At 61.2% G+C, this 20935-nt stretch carries 17 protein-coding genes; 3 read left to right on the top strand and 14 right to left on the bottom strand.

Annotation, left to right across the window (positions count from 1 at the left end):
- Positions 1-10: 10 nt before the first annotated feature.
- From asnB to ATE67_RS14665, 3 genes are read right to left on the bottom strand one after another with little or no spacing between them, the layout of a single operon-like run.
- A complete protein-coding gene (gene asnB, locus ATE67_RS14675) occupies positions 11-1951 on the bottom strand; it encodes an asparagine synthase (glutamine-hydrolyzing) (protein WP_058817444.1) in 1941 nt (646 codons plus the stop codon).
- Between the two features lies 1 nt (position 1952).
- Positions 1953-3086, bottom strand: coding sequence for a glycosyltransferase (locus ATE67_RS14670; RefSeq protein ID WP_197411961.1), 1134 nt, complete (start codon positions 3084-3086; stop codon positions 1953-1955).
- Positions 3087-3123: 37 nt separating this feature from the next.
- On the bottom strand, positions 3124-4254 hold the full coding sequence (locus ATE67_RS14665) for a hypothetical protein (RefSeq protein ID WP_156417046.1): 1131 nt from the start codon (positions 4252-4254) through the stop codon (positions 3124-3126).
- A gap of 294 nt (positions 4255-4548) precedes the next feature.
- On the opposite strand from ATE67_RS14665, the gene ATE67_RS14660 reads away from it, so the two are divergent.
- Positions 4549-5673, top strand: coding sequence for a glycosyltransferase (locus tag ATE67_RS14660; protein WP_058817441.1), 1125 nt, complete (start codon positions 4549-4551; stop codon positions 5671-5673).
- On the opposite strand, the gene ATE67_RS14655 is transcribed toward ATE67_RS14660, so the two are convergent.
- The 8 genes from ATE67_RS14655 to ATE67_RS14620 all read right to left on the bottom strand — a co-directional run bounded on the left by ATE67_RS14655 (position 5657) and on the right by ATE67_RS14620 (position 16182).
- Complete coding sequence (locus ATE67_RS14655; RefSeq protein WP_058817440.1) at positions 5657-7108, bottom strand: lipopolysaccharide biosynthesis protein; 1452 nt, start codon at positions 7106-7108, stop codon at positions 5657-5659. The two genes, ATE67_RS14660 and ATE67_RS14655, sit on opposite strands and share 17 nt — an antisense overlap.
- A gap of 51 nt (positions 7109-7159) precedes the next feature.
- The gene (gene tviB / locus ATE67_RS14650; RefSeq protein ID WP_058817439.1) at positions 7160-8452 is read right to left on the bottom strand and encodes a Vi polysaccharide biosynthesis UDP-N-acetylglucosamine C-6 dehydrogenase TviB; all 1293 of its coding nucleotides are present in this window, start codon (positions 8450-8452) and stop codon (positions 7160-7162) included.
- Entirely contained in the window at positions 8449-9477 is a 1029-nt protein-coding gene (locus tag ATE67_RS14645) for an NAD-dependent epimerase/dehydratase family protein (RefSeq protein WP_058817438.1), read from the bottom strand. The genes tviB and ATE67_RS14645 overlap by 4 nt, the downstream gene beginning before the upstream one ends.
- 8 nt (positions 9478-9485) lie before the next feature.
- The gene (locus tag ATE67_RS14640; RefSeq protein WP_058817437.1) at positions 9486-10739 is read right to left on the bottom strand and encodes a hypothetical protein; all 1254 of its coding nucleotides are present in this window, start codon (positions 10737-10739) and stop codon (positions 9486-9488) included.
- A 17-nt stretch (positions 10740-10756) separates the two neighbouring features.
- Positions 10757-12937: a GumC family protein gene (locus ATE67_RS14635; protein WP_058817436.1), complete on the bottom strand. Its 2181-nt coding sequence runs from the start codon at positions 12935-12937 to the stop codon at positions 10757-10759.
- Between the two features lie 62 nt (positions 12938-12999).
- Entirely contained in the window at positions 13000-13746 is a 747-nt protein-coding gene (locus ATE67_RS14630; protein WP_231728176.1) for a polysaccharide biosynthesis/export family protein, read from the bottom strand.
- Positions 13747-13823: 77 nt separating this feature from the next.
- Entirely contained in the window at positions 13824-15284 is a 1461-nt protein-coding gene (locus ATE67_RS14625; protein WP_058817435.1) for an O-antigen ligase family protein, read from the bottom strand.
- Positions 15285-15390: 106 nt separating this feature from the next.
- Positions 15391-16182 carry a metallophosphoesterase family protein gene (locus tag ATE67_RS14620; RefSeq protein ID WP_058817434.1) on the bottom strand — a complete coding sequence of 264 codons (792 nt, stop codon included), beginning with the start codon at positions 16180-16182 and terminating at the stop codon, positions 15391-15393.
- A gap of 210 nt (positions 16183-16392) precedes the next feature.
- On the opposite strand from ATE67_RS14620, the gene wecB reads away from it, so the two are divergent.
- Positions 16393-17556, top strand: a complete 1164-nt coding sequence (gene wecB / locus ATE67_RS14615) for a non-hydrolyzing UDP-N-acetylglucosamine 2-epimerase (protein WP_058817433.1) — start codon at positions 16393-16395, stop codon at positions 17554-17556.
- A gap of 288 nt (positions 17557-17844) precedes the next feature.
- A complete protein-coding gene (locus tag ATE67_RS14610; RefSeq protein WP_156417044.1) occupies positions 17845-19146 on the top strand; it encodes a glycosyl hydrolase family 28-related protein in 1302 nt (433 codons plus the stop codon).
- Positions 19147-19307: 161 nt separating this feature from the next.
- Here ATE67_RS14610 and ATE67_RS22020 read toward each other — a convergent pair whose 3' ends face one another.
- From ATE67_RS22020 to ATE67_RS14600, 3 genes are all read right to left on the bottom strand, one after another.
- Positions 19308-19430, bottom strand: a complete 123-nt coding sequence (locus tag ATE67_RS22020; protein WP_269433461.1) for a hypothetical protein — start codon at positions 19428-19430, stop codon at positions 19308-19310.
- 487 nt (positions 19431-19917) lie between these two features.
- The gene (locus ATE67_RS14605; protein WP_058817431.1) at positions 19918-20430 is read right to left on the bottom strand and encodes an RNA polymerase sigma factor; all 513 of its coding nucleotides are present in this window, start codon (positions 20428-20430) and stop codon (positions 19918-19920) included.
- Positions 20427-20804, bottom strand: a complete 378-nt coding sequence (locus ATE67_RS14600; protein ID WP_231728175.1) for a hypothetical protein — start codon at positions 20802-20804, stop codon at positions 20427-20429. The genes ATE67_RS14605 and ATE67_RS14600 overlap by 4 nt, the downstream gene beginning before the upstream one ends.
- Between the last annotated feature and the right edge of the window lie 131 nt (positions 20805-20935).

The raw sequence follows: 20935 nt of genomic DNA, 5'->3' as shown, positions 1-20935 counted from the left end.
CGCGCCGCGCTCAATTCGCCCGCTGCGCGTCGAGCCACGCCTGGAACATCAGGATGTCCCACACATGATAGTGCCAGCGGCGCCGGCCGCTCCGCGTCTCGCTCCAAAGGCGTCGTACCTCGTCGACGTCGAAAAAGCCCTCGCGCTTCAACCGGTCTTCGCTCAGCAGATCGTCGGCCCAGCCGCGCAGCGGCCCCTGAAGCCAATGGTCGATCGGCACGCCGAACCCCATCTTCGGCCGCTCCATGATTTCGCGCGGGACGTGACGGTACAGAAGCTGGCGCAACGGCCATTTCGATGCCCCTTCCCGAAGCTTGTATTCGAGCGGCAGCGCGAGAGCGAATTCGACGACCCGGTGATCGAGCAGCGGCACGCGCGATTCGAGGCTGACCGCCATGCTCGCGCGATCGACCTTCACAAGGATGTCGTCGGGCAGATAGGTCCGCATATCGAGATACATCATGCGGTCGCGGAAATCGCGGTCCGCCCATTCGGGATCGGCCGCGGTCAACAGTGTTTCAGGTTCGCGCGCGCCGGGGACGAGACGTTCCGGATTTTTGGAATGCGAAATCAGCGAGCGATAGAAATCGTCGGCCTGATCGACGTCGAGCACGTCTGCGAGTTTCAGCAACCGGTCGCCGACAGCCAGCTTGCGCAGCTTCTCCGGCGCCATCTTCATCAAGCTATCGATCGCGGTTCCGGGCGTCAGCCGCAACGCGCCCGCAGCCGCCTTACGCATCCCGCGCGGCAGCTTTCCGAGCCGGCGCCAGATGTCATAGCCCTGCGCATAGCGGTTATAGCCGCAGAGCAATTCGTCGCCGCCGTCGCCCGACAGGCTGACGGTCACCTCGGTTCGCGCCAGCCTGCTGACTAGCAGCGTCGGAATCTGCGAGGAATCGGCAAAGGGTTCGTCCCAGTGATGCGGCAACAACGGGATCTGGTCGAGCGCGTCCTGCGGCGTGACGTACAGCTCGGTATGGTCGGTGCCGAGATGCGCCGCGACACGCTTCGCATGATGCGCCTCGTCATACTCGGCTTCCGAAAAACCGATCGAGAAGGTCTTTACTGGGCGCTGCGACTGCGCCTGCATCACCGCGACGATCGTGCTCGAATCATAACCGCCCGACAGGAAGGCGCCTAGCGGCACGTCGGCCGCCATGCGGATCTTGACCGCATCGGCGAGCAATGTGTCGAGCGCGTCGACCGATGCTTCGGCCGACCCGGCGAAGGGATTGGCGCGGCCCTCGCGCGCCTTTTCGGCGATATCCCAATAGGCAACCGGCTCGGGCAGCGTCCGATCATCGGGCCCGATCTCCAGATAGTGCGCGGGCGGCAGCTTCAGGATGCCGTCGTAGATCGAATAGGGGCCCGGCACATAATTGTGCCGCAGGAACAGCGTCAGCGCGTCTCGGTTCACCCCGCCCCGCCACGCCGGATGCTGGCGCAGCGCCTTGAGTTCGGACCCGAAAAGCAGCGCCGGCCCCTGCATACCGTAATAGAGCGGCTTTTCGCCCATGCGGTCGCGCGCCAGAAAGAGTTTGCGCCCGGCGCGGTCCCAAAGCGCGAAGGCGAACATCCCGTTCGCGCGTTGCAGCGTGCCGAGCACGCCCCACACCGAAAAGCCGGCGAGCAGCGTTTCGGTATCCGAATGGCCGCGCCAGGCGATGGCGCCCGCGGTCTCGAGTTCGCGGCGCATGTCGAGATGATTGTAGATCTCGCCATTGTAGCTAAGCGCATAGCGGCCGTCGGCGCTGAGCATCGGCTGGTGCCCCGCAGGCGACAGATCGATGATCGCAAGCCGGCGATGTGCAAGCGCGATCCCCGCGTCGCCATCGACCCAATAGCCGTCGCTGTCGGGGCCGCGATGAATGATCGTGTCGGCCATCCGCTGCAGAAGCGCCTCACCGTCGGTAAAACCCGCCCGGTCCAGAAACCCCGTAAAGCCGCACATCTCAATTGTCTCTTTTCATAATCGAATCATATAGTTCGGTGTAGGCATCGACGGTGGCGTCGAGGCTGTATACGGCAATGATCCTCGCGCGCGCCGCTTCGCCGATTTCGGCGCGGCGCGCAAGGTCCATCCGGGCCATTTCGCCAATCGCTTCCGCCATTTGGACCGAATCGCCCCGCGGAACGATCCGCCCGATCCCGCCCATCAGCCGAGCGCAATCGCCGACGTCGGTAGCGATGCACGGCAGCCCGGCCGCCATCGCCTCGCCGATCACATTCGGGAAAGCCTCGCTCGACGACGAAAGGCAGAAAAAGTCGAACCCCGGCAGGATCGCCTCGATATCGCCGCGCCGGCCAAGCGGATGGAAGCGCGCATGCGGGAGCTTCTCGCGCCAGGGCGCAAGCGCCTCGCTTTCCCCGCCCAGCCCCTCGCCCACCATCGCGACATGCAGGTCAGGCTGCGCCATCATCGCTTCGCCGGCCGCGGCAAGAAAGGTCGGCACATCCTTCTGCGGGTGAAAGCGACCGACGAAGCCGAGGACCGGCACCTCGGCCCCGACCCCCAGCGCCGCGCGAAACGCTGCTCGCCGCGCTGCATCGGGGCGCCAGCGCGCGGTGTCGAAGCCATTGGCAATCACCCGCCCCGGCGCCGAAGCGAAGCCAAACGCCTCATGATGCGTGCGCGACTGGTAGCTGTTGTAGAGGATCACGCGCGGCCGCGACGACAGGCGCCCGAGCAGCCGGATAACCGCCCGCGTGCCGGGCTTCTCGGTGCCAATACGATAGAGCGATTGCCGGATGTTCCATGCGGTCGCGGCCGGACGTCCGAACGCGGCCAGCTCGGCGACGAGGTTGCCGTGGTACATCCAGCCTTGGACGATATCGGGACGGAAATCGCGCACGACGCGCCGCAGCCGGCCGACGCCTCGCGCGATCGAGCCCGGGCCCGCGAGGCCGAGCGTATCGACCGCGATCCCCTGCTCCTCCAAGAACGGCCCATAATATCCGGGATCACCCAGCGAGAGGACATGATGGTCGAACCGGCGACCAAGATCGCTTTCGAGAAGGTTCACGAGCGATCGTTCCGCGCCCCCCTGATCGAGACCGGTGATGATATGAAGGATCCGTGCGGTCATGCGGAAGAGCGCCTTCGCGATTGCCGTCAGCCGTCGGTCAGGCCTGGGTGCCGCGTACCGAAACCCGCGGGCGTCGCCCGCCATCGGTCACGATCGCGACCAGCTTGTACAGGATGAAGATGCCAATGAACGTGTAGATGATCCGGTTGAACGAGGAGATATTATACACGAGATCGCTTCGGATAACGTAGAAACACATCAGCGATCCGCAGAGGAAAAGCGGTATCCGCTTATACCCTTTCCAGCGATGGATGGCCTTTGAGAACCACATCAGGATGACGTTGTGGAGGACGATCCACAGGAAGATGCCGAACATCCCGAACAGTCCATAGAAGTTCGCATAGATGTTGGACGCCAGTCCATACTCCAGCCCGGGGAACAGGATTTCTTGAAAGTTGAACCCGACTAGGCGCGGATCGAGATCGAAAAATATCGACAAAAAGGGAACAAGCGACAGAAGGACGCTGGCGAGCGATTCAAAGGCCACACGATAGTCGTACATCAGCACGGTGTTGAGGATCGCCTGCGTCGCAAAGGGCTCTGAATTCTCGATCGATCCTGAATAGACTTCAGGGTCGGACAAGCGCGTCAGCGCGCGTGCATATTCGCCGTACTTGATGTCGATATACACCTGCTTGTAGATGAAGACGAAGAATATGAGGACAATTGCGGGCACCACCAGCTTGAACGAGAATATCCGCTTCGATCCGACCACCGTGACATAATAGAGGATCATCGCGACGCCGGTGACCGCCAGATATGATCGGAAGCCCACGAAAACTGCGAACGCCACGGTTCCCAACCCGCACATCAACGGGATGGTGCGGCGCGATGTAACGCCGACGAAGGCGCAGATCTGCGACAATGCGCCAAACAGGATCCAGAAGCGCCCTTGCGAGGAAAGGACATTGTTCTTGTCGGGGTCGAGCAGGGCGCTTCCCGATTCCGCGAACGCCAGCACCAGCGCAATGATGGTGGCGACAGACAGCACCAGGTCGAAGGTCGGCGAGGTCTCGATCGGCTTGGCGACGATATTCGAATCCGGCCGGTAAATGATCGAAAAGATGATGTTTCCGACCAGAGCGGCGCAAAAGACCCAGTAGGTTTCGGGGATCAGCGGCACCAGCGGCGGCATATCGGGCAGATAGGGGTCGAGAACGAAGCCCATGAAGCCCGGGAGAAAATACAGAACGAGGCCAAAGAAAGACGCCGACAGAAAGTCGACCGAACGCCGATAGAAAATATGAAATATCGCGCCCAAAATGACGAGGACTATAAACACCTGTTGCGCAAGAGGCATTGACATTAATTCACATTTCTCAGAAACTTAAGACCGCCATCAAGACATGACGACGTACCGGAACCGAACCGCAGCATCATGCTATCCGACTCGCGACGAGGTACCGGATGGCGGGAATATCACCCCTGTGACGAAGATTGAAACTGTGGCAGCGCTTCTCCGATGAAAATCCTTTTCCTTCTGTCTTCGATGGAGGCCGGCGGCGCCGAGAGAGTTGCAGCCTTGCTTGCGAGCGCCTGGGCCGACCGCGGCGATGACGTGATCCTCATGCCGACATTCTCGGGCGGCGGCAACTGCGCGTATACCCTGTCGCCGTCGGTACAACTCCGCTTCCTGTCCGACATCGTCGGCTCAAATCCCAGCAAACTCATGCGCTTGAAAGCGCTCCGACGCTCCATAAAGAGCGCCCGCCCCGATGTCATCCTCTCATTTATGCCGCATGTGAACAGCGCCGCGCTCGCCGCCGCCGCCGGGCTCGGGATTCCGGTCGTCGCCTGTGAACGGACCTATCCTCCGCTGTTGCAACCGCCCCTGCCCCTCTTCTATCGCATCGCGCGCCGGCTGAGCTATCCATTCGCGGCCGCGCTTGTCGGGCAGACCGAAACTATTGGCGCATGGCTACGCGCGCGGGGCGGGCGGGCGCTGATCCGCACCATTCCAAATCCCGTTGCCGATCCACTTCCCTCGAACCCGCCGGAACTTCGACCCGCAGAGGTGCTGGCATCGGACCGGAAGCTGGTCCTCTGGGCCGGACGGTTCGAGGAATCGAAGCGCGCCGACGTTCTGATCGATGCCTTTGCGCGCATTGCGGGCACAGTACCTGACTGGGATGTCGTCTTGCTCGGCGACGGTCCGACGCGATCCTCGGCTATCTCGCTCGCAAGACATCACGGACTGGACGGCCGAATCCACCTCCCCGGCTTCGCGGGAAATCTGGTCGACTGGTACCGCCGCGCCGACGCCTTCGTCATGACATCCTCCTACGAAGGCTTTCCCAATGCCCTGCTGGAGGCGATGGCGCAGGGGCTGCCTTCGATCGCCTTCGACGTGCTGACCGGCCCGGCCGAACTGGGCGCGGGCGGCCGGCGCCTGATCCTCCTCCCCGATCATGACCATGTCGAGGCCCTGACCGCCGCGCTGGCAGCATTGCTTCCCGATGAGGCACGGCGCCGCGACCTCGGCCGCGCTGCCCGCGAAACAGCGACCGAATATTCGTACGACCGCGTCATGGCGATGTGGGACGACCTGTTCGCCGCCGTGTTGCGCGAGCCTACCCGCGCCCCCTGAGCGCCGCGACCCGTTCCAGAACCTGCAGAGCCGGCCGGAAGCGAAGCAAGATCAGGGCCAGCGCATAGGCGCTCAGCCCCGCCAGCACGCGGACGCCGAGGGCAAGCAGCGCCGGCACCCAGCCGGCGTCGCCGCGGAGCCAGTTTCCAAGGCCGTAGAGCACGGCAGCCATGGCAACCGTCGCGATCGCCAGCTTGCTAAGATCGGCAGCTGGAAACGGCAGCCGTCCGGGCATCCGCGTCGACAGCAGCAACGCAAGAGCAGCGCCGGTAAATGCGGAGATCAGACTGGCCCACGCGGCGCCGATCGCACCGCAGGTCGGAATGAGCAGAAAACATCCCGCAACCAGTGTGCCGACCATCACCCAGGCGTTGAAGATCGGCAGCTTCATTTGCTTCGCGATCTGGAACCGCGGATCGACGATGAAGGATTTGAAATTGAGGAAAAAGGCGGTGGCGGTAAACACGGCGAGCGACAGCACGGCATCGGCGCGGATCGCCTTCCCGGTAATCAGGGTGGCGACCTCGCCGGACACGAAATGCAGTCCAACGGCCGCCGGAAGGAGAAGACCGGTGAAAAGCAGCATAAACTGGCCATAGAGTTTTCGCTGGTCCTCGTCGCGCCCTTCGGCATGGAGTTGCAGAAGCTGCGGATAATAGGCTTGGCTAAGCGAGGAGGCCATCATGCCGATCGAAAAGAGCGCGAGATCGGCGCCCGCGGCGTAGCCCGCTACGACGTCGACGCCCTGCTTTGCGCCGAGGATGTAGCGATCGAGGCTGGTGCCGAGCTGGACGAGCAGGATCGACAGCGACAGCGGCAGTCCATAGCGCGCCATGGCGCCGAGCAGTTCCCGGTCGACCGACGCAAGGCTCGCACCCCGAGCCCAGAACAGGAAGCGCGGAAGCAGCAGCGGCAGCCAGTAGGCGATCCCCAACGCGAGCATGAAATGGTCGAACCGTCGCAGCAGCAGAAAGGCCGCGAGCGGCAGCGCCATCGTCAGGAATAGGCGGGCGACCTGCAGCTGGACGAACAGCTGCGGCTGGCGCCGGAGCGACAGCAGGATGTTGCAATATTCATAGACCGAATAGCCGGTGAACAGCATCAGCATGCCCGCCGCCAGTTCGGCGGTCACCGGCTTGCCCGACAGCAGTATCACGGTCAGCGCCCCCGCCACCGACACCGCACCTGACAGCGCAAGCGCGAACAATCCCGTGCTTTGCAGGCGAACCGGATCCTGCTCCGCGTAGAAACGGAAGACCGACTGCGCGACCCACGTACAGAACAGCGCATTGAACAGCGCAGACGTCGTGATCGTCAGCGTATAGAAGCCATAGTCCCCAGGCGCGAGAACACGCGAAAAGATCGCGACCGACGCGATGGTCAGCAGCGCGGCGAGCGCGCGACCGACCATATAGATGCCGCTTGCCTTGATCACCGACGGTCCTCCCCGCTTCCCGCCAGAATGGAGAGTAAGGGCCCGCCCCTCTTACAGCCGCAGGTCGGCGTGTTCGAGGGGAAGAACGCCCTTCACGTCGACCAGGATGGCATTGTCCTTGCCGAACGCGCGCAGCGCCGCGGAGCCGCTCTCGACGAATGCGCGGTGTGATACTGCGAGCACGACCGCATCATAGCCCGCACCCGGCTCCGCCAGCACGTCGATACCATATTCGTGCTGCGCTTCCCTCGCATCGACCCAAGGATCATAGACGTCGACCACGGCGCCATATTCGGTCAGCTCGCTGATGACATCGATGACGCGCGTATTGCGGATGTCGGGGCAGTTTTCCTTGAACGCCAGGCCCAGCAGCAGAATGCGAGCACCCTGCACGGGCAGGCCGCGTTTGATCATCAGCCGGACGGTCTGGCTGGCGATATAGCCCCCCATGCCATCGTTGACCCGGCGCCCCGCCAGGATGACTTCGGGATGATAACCGACCGCCTGCGCCTTGTGCGTCAGATAATAGGGATCGACGCCAATGCAGTGCCCGCCGACGAGGCCGGGGGTAAACTTCAGGAAGTTCCACTTGGTGCCTGCGGCGGCAAGAACGCTGTGCGTGTCGATGCCGAGCTTTCCGAAGATGATCGACAACTCGTTCATCAGCGCGATGTTAAGATCGCGCTGGGTGTTCTCGATCACTTTTGCAGCTTCGGCGACGCGGATGCTCTCGGCCTTGAATGTACCCGCGATGATGATCTCGGCGTAGAGGCGGTCGACCCATTCGGCGACTTCCGCTGTCGAGCCGCTCGTCACCTTGCGGATCGTCGGCAAGCGATGCTCCTTGTCGCCCGGATTGATGCGTTCGGGGCTATAACCGCAGAAAAAGTCTACGTTATATTTCAGCCCGCTGACGCGCTCGAGGATCGGGACGCAATCCTCTTCGGTACAGCCCGGATAGACGGTGCTCTCATAGATCACGATGTCGCCGCGCTTAAGCGCCCGCCCGACCGTTTCGGACGCTTTCACCAGCGGCGTCAGATCGGGGCGCTTGTGCTCGTCGATCGGCGTCGGAACCGTGACGATGAAAACACGCGCCGATGACAAGTCACCCACATCGGACGAGAAACGCAGCTTCGACGCCGCGGTAAGTTCGTCCGCCGTCGTCTCCAGCGTGTCGTCACGCCCTTCGCGGAGCGCCGCGATGCGATCCTCGTTGATGTCGAAGCCGGTTACGTCGCGGACGCGGCCGAACTCGACCGCCAGCGGCAGACCGACATAGCCCAGACCGATGACGGCCAGCGGCGCGGAGGTGAAGTCAGGAAGCGGGGAGAGAGCGGTCATTTCTGAAAATAATCCCTGTACCAAGCGACGAACTGTGCGACGCCGTCGCGAAAATCGGTGTGCGGGCGATAGCCAGTCAGTTTTTCGAGCAGGCTGGCATCGGCCCAGGTCGCCGGAACGTCACCCATCTGCATCGGCATCAGGTTGCGCTTGGCTTTGCGGCCCAGCGATTCCTCGATCGCCGCCACGAAGTCGAGCAGCCGGACCTTGTCGTTGTTGCCGATATTCACGATGCGAAACGGCGCGACTGGAGACAGGCTATCGCCTTCCTCGATGTCCGCGGCCGACGCGGGGCGCTGCGGCACCGCATCGATGAGCAGACGTATCCCGCGTACTAGGTCTTCGACGTAGGTGAAATCGCGGTACATATCGCCGCCGTTGTAGAGGTCGATCGGCCGGCCATCGAGGATCGCGTCGACGAACTTGTACAGCGCCATATCGGGGCGGCCCCACGGACCATAAACGGTGAAAAAGCGGAACATCGTCGTCGGCACGTTCCACAGATGCGCGTGCGCGTGCCCCATCGACTCCGTCGCCTTCTTGGTCGCGGCATAGATGGTCAGCGGCGTGTCGGCCTTTTCAGTTTCTTGGAACGGCATCTCCTCGTTCGCGCCATAGACCGACGAGGTCGACGCCATTAGGAGATGGCCGACATTATTGCGCCGCGCGGCTTCCATGACATTGAAAGTGCCGATGACGTTCGCCTGCAGGTAAGCGTGCGGATTTTCCAGCGAATAGCGAACGCCCGCCTGCGCCGCGAGGTGGACGATCGCATCGGGCTGAAAGGCATCGATGACCTCGTCGATCCGCTCGCGATCCTCGAGCATCGCCTCGGTCGCCTGAAAGGCCTGGTTCTGCAGCAGGATCTGGTGCCGGCGACGCTTCAGGTTGACGTCGTAATAGTCGGTCATGCCGTCGAAACCGGCAACCTCGAACCCTTCGGCCAGTAACAGTCTGGCGAGATGGAATCCGATAAAGCCGGCTGTGCCGGTGACGAAAATCTTGCGGCCCACGCGTTTCTCCATTGGGAAGGTCAGGGTTTGGATGGTGCCGCGCTATCCGCGGCAGGGGCACCGCCCTCGCGGCGGAGGCTCAGTTGCCGAAGCTCGACATCGACGCCGGCGGCGCTGTTCGACGTGTCGAGCTCGAGCGTCGCCCAATACCAGCTACAGTTCGCGTTCCGGACGTCGATCGCCGCACTTCCCGCTCCTTGCGTCAGCATCGCCGGCGCGATCGGCGCGGTCGGCCTCGACCGGTCGGCGCAGGCCAGACGGAACTTTAGCGACGCGTCGCTGCCGGTGGCCAGACCCGCCACCTTCCATTGCAGACGATAGCGTCCCGGGCCGGCAATATGGACGAGCTGGCGCGCCGCGACGCCCGATGCCGAAGGCAGGCTGGAAAGGACGAGCCGCCCCACCGCCGGTTCGATATCGGCGCCGATGTCACCCGACTGCAGCAGCTCCCAATCGAGCGGCGCGAAGCGCGGTTCCCGCCGAAAATCTTGGTTGGCCAAAATCTCGCTCGCAGCGGGCCTCGGCGCTCCGAGCGCCTGCGAAAGACGAAATGCCATCGCGGGATCGAGGTTCGCCAACTCGCGGATCAGCTGAAAATCGATCTCGCCGGGCCTTTTTTTATTCCATGGCGGGCCGGCGATCCGTAGCCGGACTTGGGCGCCGTTGGGGATCAGCGCTCTGTTGCCGACCACAGTTGTCCAATATTCTTTTGACCAGTCGGGATTCTGACCCAGCAGCGGAGGCAAGGCCTCTAATGCACCAGGGCTGACTGTCGCCGCCGCCATTCGTCCGACATAAAGATCGCGCACCTTGTAATTGACGGTCATCGCCCGTCCGAGCAGCACCACCGCGCGCGACGGATCGTTGAGCTTGGTCGCGTCGTCTATAAGCATCGCATTGAGCAAATTGTTACGCCGGGTTAGCTGGGCAGCGCGCTGGAGCAATTGCCTTGCCTGCCCACCTTTGCCTGTGGCGGCGGCTGCCTCGATCAGGATCGGAAGCGAGGAGGATGCTAACGGCTCCGACGCGAACGCCTGCCGCGCTAAAGCGATTTCCCTCTTCGTCGGCATGGACCGCGGATCCTTGGCAACGCGCGCGGTTTGCATCAAGTTCGCCAGCGATCCTTTCGCAGTCCCATCAAACGGCAGGCCCAGCATCAGCGATCGCTCGGGCGCCCGTCTCTGATTGACGATCGAATAGCTCTGTGCGGCGGCAGCCACGCCCGTGACGAGGCCTACGCCGAGGAGCAGATAGGATTTACCTAACAACTTCATATCTTTGACCGGACTACTTAGCCTTCGCCGCCGTTTTTCTTGTCCGCCCCATAGCCGTAGCCGTAACCATACCCGTAACCATATCCGTATCCATAGATTTCGTTGCGGCGACCCACCTTGGTGACGAGCGCGCCATAGATCTGGGCGCCGGTCTGCCGCAGGCGGGCAAGGGCAGACTTGATGGCCCGCGAGCTGTTGCTCGAAGCGTCGATCGTGAACATCACACCTTCGACAGCACGCGCCAGCAGCGGCGCGTCGGCGAGACCCAGAACGGGCGGCGCATCAAGGATGACATGGTCGTAGTCGCGCAGTAGGACGTCAATTAGCTGGCCGAGGCGCGCAGAGCTGAACAGCTCCGCGGCGTTTGGCGGCATCGGGCCGGCGAGCATATAGTCGAACCCGAAATCGGGCGACGTTTCGACCAACGCAGAGATGTCGTCGAAACCCGTCAGATAGTTGCTGAGCCCGATCTTGTTGTCGATTTCCAGCATCTCGTTCAGCGACGGGCTGCGAATGTCGGCGTCTATCAGGATGATCCTCTTGTCGGTCTGGCTGAACACGCTTGCTAGGCTGAGCGCCGAACTGCTCTTTCCTTCTGCAGGGCGCGTTGAGGTCAGCATAAAGCTCCGAGGCGCACCATGGTTCGTCAGGAAGGTTAGGTTGGTTTGCGCTGCCAGATAGGCTTCGTACACCATCGACTTCTTGTCGAGCAGCAGTTCTTCGAAATCGTTGGCCTCGACCTTCGGGATCGACCCGAGGAGCGGCAGACCGAAGCGATCAATGACCTCGCTCGGATCGCGGATCGACTGGTCCAGCTGTTCGAGTAGGAATACCAGAGCAGCGGCCAGGCCTAGGCCGGCAAGCAGCGAAAGGGCTAGGTTCAGGAAAAGGTTGGGGCTCGACGGTTTGCGCGACGGCATTCCCGTATCAACAACGGAGATATTGTTCGTCCCGACACCAGCGGCGCCAATCTCCTTGTAGCGCTGGAGCAAGCCGTCATAGAGTTGCCGGTTCGTGTCGACTTCGCGCTGCAGGATCGCATATTCGATCGAACGGCGCTGCTGGTCGCGATACTTGCCGGTGATCTTGTCGAGCTCGCCGACAAGATCGTTTTCGCGCTTAACCGCGGCCGAATAAGTTTCGCGGTTGATGTTGCGCGCGCGTCCGGTTTCAGCCTCGATGCTGCGAGTCAGCGTCGCAAGCTGCTCCTTCTTTGAGAGCAGTTCGGGATATTCGTCGCCATATATGGCACTGAGCCGCGCGACGTCGGCCGAAAGCTCCGCGCGCTTCTGCCGCAGTCCGCTGACCGCATTGTTGCTCCAGCTATCTGCCGCCGAAGTTGAGTTGTTTAACTGGCTTTCAGCCTGCACGCGCTCGTCGCGCGCCTTAGCCAGCGCTTCGCTGATCTTCTCTACGTCGGTAGACGCAAGTGTGCGCTCCGAAACCGTTCGACCGCTGACGGGATCGACGCGTCCTTCGATCGTGATGATGCCACTATTGGTGGCATAGGTGATCAGTTCGCGTTCCGAATCTTCCAGATTACGGCGGAGGGAAGTGATGCGTTGCTCGAGGAACTTGCGCGCATCGCTGGTCGCGGCAAACCGCCGATCGAGGTTCGAGGCAACAAACTGCTGGACCCACAGGTTCGTCAGTTTCGCCGAAAGGCCCGGCGACGGCGTCGAGAAGCTGATGTCGACAAGGCTCGACTGACGCACTGGCGAAATGCTGACCGCGTCGAGCAGTATCTTCTCGGCGCGCTCGGCCATCCGCGTACGCTGTGCGCTGTTGGGAGTACCGCCTTCTTCAGCCTCGGCCAGATCGTAGACGGCAAGAAATTCCTTATCATTTAGCAAATTGCCGGCACGAACCGTCCGCGCCGCGAGCGAGCGCGATTCTAGGAGGCTGTACTGCGTATTGAAGAAAGCGATTTCGTTGGCAATTGTCTTTTCGCGCGCGCCTTCGACGTCGGTTTCAACCGGCGCTTGCGGCGAAATTTCGATACGCGACGTGCTCGTATAGAGCGGTGTCATCAGGAAGGTCGCGATCAGGCCGAGCGACAGGCAGGTCAGGAGCGCACCCGCGACCCACACTTTGTGATTGAGGACCGCGACGAAGGCGCGCTCCAGCATGTGCATGTCGAAAAAGCCACCGCGATATGCCGGCGCCTCAGCGTCGACCTCAGTAATTCCCGCAGTCACGACCGATCGCCGGCCTCTAGCGCTATCCATATTCAGCTTCATCCGTTTAGAAATTGCGGGTCTTAGTTGCTGTTGTTTCCGAGGTTGCTGATCACCACCAGCGGCGTGCTCAGCAATGTTGTCGCCTTGATCACATCCTCGAACAGGCGGCGCTGCGGCGAGTTACCCACTATGACGATGTCATTAGGGAAAATCTCAGGATCGGCGTAATTGCCGCGGCGGATCGCCTTCAGATTATAAATGCCGACATATTGCTTGCCCTCGACCTTGCGGAACACGAGGACGTCATCGAGCTTGGCGTAGTCGGACATGCCGCCAGCCAACGAAATCGCGCGCATCAGCGTCTGCTTGCCGACCAGCGGATATTGTCCGGGCTTGGTCACTTCGCCGTCAATCGTTACGGCCTGCGACATCAGCAGTGCGGGGTTGCTCGACGCCTTCAGATTGACCGTGACCTGCGGGTTGCGGACATAGCGTCCGGCGAGCCGCCCTTCGATCTCGGTCGCGAGTTCGGCCGTCGTCTTCCCCGCACCGTCAAGCGTTCCCGCGAAGGGATAGGAAAAGCGACCGTTGCCGTCAGTCAGAATTTCGCGCGTAAGATCCGGAACCCCATACACTTCGACCGTAAGCTCGGTAAAGGGACCTACAAACGTCTGGCGCGATGCCTGCTGGGTATCGACACCGGTCGGCTGCGGCAGAGCTTCGAGCAGGGTAACGCCGCTCGTCGGCACATTCGCGACGGGCTGCTTCCCACCGCAAGCCGCGAGGCCCAGGCAGGCAAAAACAACAAGGGAACGCAAGCCGGTCATATAAAAAGGTTCCAAGCAAGATTATTTGGTAAAGGCCGCCCGGCCATAGGAAGAAAATCGAGGTTGCGGAAGCTTCTTTAGCCCCACGGCACCGAATCTTCGGTTGTTGGGCGCAGCCGCGCGAGAATAACGAGCAGAAATACGGCGATCATCGCAAGCGATTGAGTTCGCAAGGGATAATCTACAATCGAATTCAGCACGATCAAGGCGAAGGCCCCGGCAAGAACGATCGGCTCGACAAATTCGACCCCGAACGGTCGCGAGCGTTGCCGCAGTGCACCGACTAGGCCCGAAACAATCCATGACGCGCCCGCCAGAAAGATGAGGACCGCAGGCAATCCGCCTTCGATCGGCAACTGAAGCCAGTCATTGTGTGCTTGGTTGAAATAGTCCTGCCGTAGCAGCGCGTCGGGCTCAACAATCTGATAAACGCTGGCAAACGAACCGAAGCCCGACCCCAGAAGCCACTGTCCTTTCGCCAGCGAGGCGACGGTTCCCAGTGCCGCGATGCGGATTTCCTCAGCACCGTCCCCATCGACGAGACGCGCAACCGTGTTGTCGCGGCCGGAGAAATAAAAGACCGCAACAAGCCCCGCGATCAGCAGGAAGGGAAGCAGGTTCAGAAGGATACGCCTAGCGGGCCTTGCGGCCGGTGCTGCCGCGGCGGCACGGCGATGCGCCCGGCCCCGTGCCTGATTGATCGGCTTGGGCTCGAACCGATAGCTCCACCGGACAAGCAAGTAGCAGGAAAGAAGGCTCACCGACCCAAAAACGAGGCCGAACCGCGATCCGATGATCAGGATAAGCAACAGGAAAAAGACCATGCTGCCGATCAGCATCGGCACGATCAGCGGCCGCTTCGTACGGCTCGCTATCTCGTTTACCGCGAGCCAGCCGGCTGACAGTATCGAAAGCGAGAGCAACAGCGCGTTGTGGTTGCGGTTGGCGAACAGGCCGACGAGCGAGCCCTCGTTGGTGATGCGGTAGAGGTAAAATAGGCTTCGCGGCCCGGCGACGAATTGGAACAGACAGAAAACTGCTGACGCCACGCCGAAACCCCAAATGGCCCACCACAGTCGTATCCTTTCGCCGGCGGGCACTGCGGCGGCGACGAGCAGGGCGGCCGCAGGCACGATCAGCGCCAGCAGGCTGTTGACAGTCTGCGTCGGCGTCATGCTGATTGGCCGCCACCGATCCCCCGCCCCCAGCAACTCGTCAATCGAGACGACACGATCGCGAAGCGGCAGGGTGCTCCAAATGGCGGGGGACAGCGGGATCAGCTGCACGACCATCCAAGCGGCCAGCAGGCCGAGCAGGATAAGCGGAAACCGTATACCCCGCCATACCACCGTCGGCACGAATGCGAGCATCGCAAAGAAGGTCAGCGCGGCGAAGCCGCGCAGCAGGGGCAGCGACGCGATATCGCTCCGCGAGCCGCCGCCGGTCAGCGCGACCGCGAAAACGAACAGCGCAAGCGCAACAAGACGCGTCGCCGGGGACAAGTCGTTTTGCAGCAAGTTGCCCGATACCGGCTTCATCGACCTTGTCGGCTTCATCGAATTCCTGTCCAATATTCGTTGTGCAGCCGGTAATGCGACCCAACCGGTGCAGAGTCTATCGCTTCGTCTTAAAGCGGGCAAAAAACTAGTTGAGTTCGAAATCCGCAGTATCGAGATACCAGCGCCGGTCGCCTTCCAGGCCCAGCGCGGTCAGACGTCCCGTCAGATAGGCGCCGGTGTCTATTCCGATACGGTTCCGCGTTTCGTCAACATCTTCGGAAATCGTGTGACCATGGACGATTGTTACGCCGTGGTCCTGATCGTCGTGGATAAATTCCTCCCGGATCCAGCGCAAATCGGGCAATTTCTGCCGGTCCAGCGGCACGCCGGGGCGGATGCCCGCATGGACGAAGACATAGTCGCCGATCTGGATCATGTCCTCGCCGCGGTTGAGGAAGTCGACGTGCGCCTGCGGAACCTTTCCGGGCAGTTGCTCAGCCACTTCCTCGAAGGTCATCGCCGCGTAGGCAGCATCGTCGCACCAGTAGCTGCGGATCGTGGCGTCCCCGCCGATACGTATGAAATAGCGCACGCGCTTTAGGTCGCCTGTCAGCGCCGCGAGAAAACATTCCTCATGGTTGCCGACAAGCATTGCGACTTTGTCGAATGGCGCACCGATACCTAGCGCGCGCTCGATGACCGAAGCGGAATCGGGACCGCGGTCGACGAGGTCGCCAAGCAGGATCAGCGTCGTGAAAGCCTTGCCGCGCGCGGCATTGTCCGCCTCGACCTTGGCCAGAAGCTGTTTGAACAGGTCGTCGCGGCCGTGAATGTCGCCGATGGCATAGACGCGCTCACCTGCCGGTACACGCGGCAACGCTGCGTCCGCTACGCGCTCTCCGCCTTGGCGGCGCTTCAGGAAACCAAGAAAGGACATATGGGGCTTTTCGAGTGAAACTCTTATATTACAAAGGAATGTACCATCTGCCCGCCCCCTCGACGGCAAATGCTACGGTCCCTGGTAGCTCTGTTGGACCGTTTCGAGCCAGAATCCTGTGACCGGCGCGCCGAATAGTGCGAAGTTAAGCGAGCGGCAAGAGCTTTACGCTAAGGGGGCCAAAGGATTCGCCGGGAAAGCTTCTGATTTATGAGTTCGGAATTACGTTTATCAACGGATTCGGCGGCACGAAAGGTCTTGGTCGTGTTCGGCACGCGGCCCGAGGCGATCAAGATGTTTCCGGTGATTCATGCGCTTCAGCAGATCTCAGGCGTCGACGTTCGCGTCTGCGTGACCGCCCAGCATCGCGAGATGCTCGACCAAGTTCTTGAAATCGCGCGAATCACCCCCGACGTGGATCTCGACGTGATGACGCCAAACCAGTCCCTCGATACTCTACTTGCGCGCCTCGTAACGAGACTCGGCGAGACCTTCGACTTCGAGAAGCCCGATCGTATCCTCGTCCACGGCGATACACTGACGACAATGGCGGCAACGCTTGCCGCCTACTTTCGCAAGATCCCTGTCGGTCATGTCGAGGCTGGGCTGCGCAGCGGCAATATTTATCATCCTTGGCCCGAAGAGGTGAATCGCAAGGTTGCGGGCACTGTCGCCGACCTGCATTTCGCCCCGACGGAAACCGCGGCGGCGGCGTTGCGCGCGGAGAACGTGCCGACCGAGCAGATTCATGTTACCGGCAATACCGTGATCGATGCGCTACTTGCGACGAAAGCCCGGATCGACGAGAATCCATCGCTCGCCGCTAGCCTTGATCCGCTGGTCGAACGCTTTGCAGGCAAGCGCATCGTCGCCGTCACCTCTCACAGGCGGGAAAATTTCGGTGGTGGAATGCGCGCGATCGCCGAAGCTATCGTTGCCATCGCAGGCCGACCCGATGTCGCGGTGATCTTCCCGGTACACCCGAATCCGCAGGTTCGAAGCGCAATGGAACCGCTGCTCGCTGCGCTTTCCAACGTGGCACTAATCGACCCGCTCGACTATCCTAACTTCGTACGACTGCTCGCAGAAGCCGATCTCGTGCTTACCGATAGCGGCGGCGTGCAGGAGGAGGCACCTTCGCTCGGCAGGCCCGTGCTCATCATGCGCGATACGACCGAACGGCCCGAGGGTATTACCGCCGGCACGGCAAAGCTTGTGGGCACCGACAAGGACCGTATCGTGACCGAAATCTTTAGCCTTTTGGACGATAGCGAAGCCTATTTGGCGATGTCCCGCGCGCATAATCCGTTCGGCGACGGCCTCGCTGCTCAGCGAATAGCAGAGATTGTCGCGCGAGCGCATCATTCCGCCTAGCAAGTTACCGTGGGGCCCGGCTCTATCGGACTACCGATCGCGACGTGATCGAGCCGACGGGTGGCGCCTCACCGGCGTCAATGTCAGCAAGAAGTTCGCCGTAGCCGCCCAACTGGCGAATGCGCACTGAGGCGGCCAATTTCTGGATGCTGTCCGCCGTCGTCGCTAGAGCCTCCGTTGCCGGGCTGATTTCTGCCATCCCTTTTCTCGCTGCGTGAGACATAGGCCTGCAAATTACATAACAGTTTGCGTGAGCGCATCGATTGCGACCGAACAAACGGAGACATTATGAGGTATAGCGGCGGAAAAATCGGGCGACGCGGTCTGTTGGCAGCGGCAGGGTCCTTCGCGATATGGGACTCCTCTGCAAAGACTGGCGCTGCCACAGGCGAGACGCCGCAGAGCTTAACGGCGCTGGCGCAATCGATCGATCGTCTCCGCTCGTCCGCTGGCGGAGAGATGGTCGGGATCCAGCAATCAGAAGCGGGAGCTATTACCCGCACTGCGCAGTCCAAAGCTCGCGACATAGTGAGCGTCAAAGACTTCGGTGCCGTCGGTGGCAACGCAGCTCTTGACACTGCCGCAATCAATGCGGCCATCGACACGGGCAAGCACGTCTTTTTCCCCATCGGGGTATACAGCTATGTTCCTTCTGGAAAGGCGCTGGCGTTCGGTCAGGTTCTCTATGGGGAAAGCCCGCTGACGACCCGCATCGCGAAGGTCGATAGCGACGGCGATATGTTCACGATGGCGGCAGGCTCCGGCCTGCGGGACATCGGATTACAGGGGAACGGCGGAATCTACACGGGGAAGCTTGCGGGTCGTGGTCTGGTGATCGGCGCCGACACTTCGAATATCACGCTTCAGAACGTCAATATCCTAGACATGTATGGCTATGCGGTCGAGGTGACCGCAAACAACGGTGGCTCTCAGCTTCGCATCATCGGCGGGATTTACGACCGGACAAACCCGGCGCTAGCAGCAATCCAGATGCCAGAAGCCGATACTGAGGCGACCCCGCGTCACTTGGTGGGAGTCGCTTCCACTGGCGTCCTAATCGACACGGGCGGTGCAGACAATCTCTTGCTGACTGGCATTTACACTCGAGATGTTTTTTTCGGTGCGGCGTCGAAGAAGGTCATTTTGTCGGGATCGCGCATCAGCACTCTGGGCGGGGTAATGATCGTCAAGGGGACAGATAACGCCGTCTCCGGCAACTCCATTGCTGGTAGCATCACCGTGGATTCTGGCGCAGCTACCTGTGTGGTGTCTGGCAACGTGGTGGTTGGGGCGTCGGCGAACGTAGATAACAGCGCACTTGGAGCGAACGTGACGGACTTCCGTTATGGTGGATCAAAGACATATGATCCAAGAAGGATCGCAGACGGCGCCGCTCACAGTACGACGGTGACGTGCATAGGCGCGAGGATGGGCATGATCGCCTCTGCCGCAATCTCCATCGATCAGGCGGGCGTCACGCTTACCGCTTATGTATCGGCCGCAGACACCGTGACTGTGCGCTATCAAAACGAAAGCGGCGGCGGTGCTGTCGATCTGGCCTCGCATAACCTGCGGGTTGAAGCTCGATGACGTGATGAGCGATCCTTCGAACGTCGCCGAGCAGTTTATACATAACTGACTAAAAATACTAAGAAACCTGGAGGGTGCAGAAAACCTAAAAGATTTCAGAAACTGAGGAAGCTTGGGCCATTGGGCCATAGTGGCGTTTATGTGGTTTACAAACCCACGGTTCAGCCGAGCGCTACGCGAACGGCGGCAATCAGCCACGCGGCGAATGATCCGGCGACAACCGCCGATAGCAGCCAGTAATTAGCGGCTTCGGCGCGATCTTTCCAATTTGGTTCGTGGTTCATCCGTTGGGCATGACAGGCCGGGATATTGTAGGAAAGCCGCACCGGAACCTATTACGCAAGCGGCGCGTATCAGCGCGGGGTCTCGATTCATTCGAGCCGGAGTCAAAATCATCGAACTGCGAATTTGGATTGCCTACGGGCTTATCGCGTTGTTGGTCATCGCTGCAATCGCTGTTGTTGCGTATCTAAGGCACAACACACAGACCAAGCGATACAGGCGACAGCGCCGCCGTAACCGGAAGATGTATGAGGACCGGCTGCCCTAGCCTGTCTTCTGCTCGTCCACCGGCCTATGTCCATCCCCACTTCGGAGACCAGTGAGAGGGGTCTCATGGTCCGGTGCGAACCGGGTCCGAAAGGCGCATTCCTGAAGGATGGGAAGGAGCAGCGCTTCTTCGTTCGGGGCGGCAATGCAACCACGGAGCTTAGCGGCGCTGCGATTACCGACTACATCAATTACCGATCAAGGTCTGACATCGCTGCCCAATCACCACCGTTGAAACGCCACCGCCTTTCGACATCGCGCGAGGGCGCGCATCATATGGTACTCGACTCCTTGTTCGCGAATGCCAATTTCCTCGGCAATCTCCCGGTAAGTCTGTCGCCGTAACCGGTGCATTAGAAATATGCGCCGCGTGCGACGAGGCATTGCAAGAAGTGCGCGTCGTAAACCCCGCCGCAGATCCGATGCTTCCATCGCCAACGTCTGTTCTGGACCGGTTGGCGCGTCACGATCGTCATCGAAAGGGAACAACCCCTTTCCCTTGCGTTTGCTCTGGCGTGCTCGCTCGATCACGAGATTGTGAGCAGCACGGAAGAGGTAGGCGCGAGGATTTTCGACCCGCTCGAATGCGCCGGTCCGCAGCATGCGCGTGAATGCTTCTTGCGTGAGGTCAGAGGCTTCCTCGCGGCCCACGCGACGCCTGAAGAAGTGCAATAGCTGCCGGTTCTCGAGGCGGTAGAATTGATCGAAGGAGGCGAACGGACCGGGGGCGGTCATGGCCGTCCCTCCCGATTGCCTCGGGTGGGCAGCGGGGCATCCCGCGCGGCGCGGTAAAGGGCGATACCGGCCTCGATCCGGCCGAGGATGAAAGTGTCGCGTTCGGACTTCGCGGCGCGGATATCGGACTTCGAGTAAACTTCGACATCCACGGCGCAGCGATTGCCCAGTTCGCGGTCAATCGTTGCGCGCGCGTGTCGCCAGCAGCGCTCGTCGGCAAAGAGGGGGTGATTAACGACGACCCAGAATTCATAATCGGAAAATTCGATCGTCCGGCTGTCTTCGTACCAGGATCGCCGCGCATAGGGTCCGATGAGGATGATGCGCTTGATGCATCCGGGCGCCGGCGCCTGGACCTGCGACGGGTCAAACAAGCTGCGCAATATGCGGGTGATGCGCTCGATTTGTAAGCGTGAGCTGGAGGCCGCAGATCAGGCGGCTTCGGCGATCGGTTGCTGATCTGGCTGCCAGTTCCAAGGCATGAGTTCATCCCAGCGCGTGGCAG

It is taken from the genome of Sphingopyxis sp. H050, from assembly GCF_001468265.1.
Classification (GTDB): domain Bacteria; phylum Pseudomonadota; class Alphaproteobacteria; order Sphingomonadales; family Sphingomonadaceae; genus Sphingopyxis.
Note: the sequence above shows the minus strand (reverse complement) of the source record. Positions and strands in the feature narration are given on the sequence as shown.

Bases quoted from the DNA above. Each gene is read 5' to 3' on its own strand.
- ATE67_RS14625 (WP_058817435.1), bottom strand. From the start codon at position 15,284: ATGAAGCCGGTATCGGGCAACTTGCTGCAAAACGACTTGTCCCCGGCG.
- asnB (WP_058817444.1), bottom strand. From the start codon at position 1,951: ATGTGCGGCTTTACGGGGTTTCTGGACCGGGCGGGTTTTACCGACGGT.
- ATE67_RS14610 (WP_156417044.1), top strand. From the start codon at position 17,845: ATGAGGTATAGCGGCGGAAAAATCGGGCGACGCGGTCTGTTGGCAGCG.
- wecB (WP_058817433.1), top strand. From the start codon at position 16,393: ATGAGTTCGGAATTACGTTTATCAACGGATTCGGCGGCACGAAAGGTC.
- ATE67_RS14645 (WP_058817438.1), bottom strand. From the start codon at position 9,477: ATGGAGAAACGCGTGGGCCGCAAGATTTTCGTCACCGGCACAGCCGGC.
- tviB (WP_058817439.1), bottom strand. From the start codon at position 8,452: ATGACCGCTCTCTCCCCGCTTCCTGACTTCACCTCCGCGCCGCTGGCC.
- ATE67_RS14665 (WP_156417046.1), bottom strand. From the start codon at position 4,254: ATGGGCTTCGTTCTCGACCCCTATCTGCCCGATATGCCGCCGCTGGTG.
- ATE67_RS14605 (WP_058817431.1), bottom strand. From the start codon at position 20,430: ATGACCGCCCCCGGTCCGTTCGCCTCCTTCGATCAATTCTACCGCCTC.
- ATE67_RS14660 (WP_058817441.1), top strand. From the start codon at position 4,549: ATGAAAATCCTTTTCCTTCTGTCTTCGATGGAGGCCGGCGGCGCCGAG.
- ATE67_RS14630 (WP_231728176.1), bottom strand. From the start codon at position 13,746: ATGACCGGCTTGCGTTCCCTTGTTGTTTTTGCCTGCCTGGGCCTCGCG.
- ATE67_RS14640 (WP_058817437.1), bottom strand. From the start codon at position 10,739: ATGAAGTTGTTAGGTAAATCCTATCTGCTCCTCGGCGTAGGCCTCGTC.
- ATE67_RS14670 (WP_197411961.1), bottom strand. From the start codon at position 3,086: ATGACCGCACGGATCCTTCATATCATCACCGGTCTCGATCAGGGGGGC.
- ATE67_RS14620 (WP_058817434.1), bottom strand. From the start codon at position 16,182: ATGTCCTTTCTTGGTTTCCTGAAGCGCCGCCAAGGCGGAGAGCGCGTA.
- ATE67_RS22020 (WP_269433461.1), bottom strand. From the start codon at position 19,430: ATGAACCACGAACCAAATTGGAAAGATCGCGCCGAAGCCGCTAATTAC.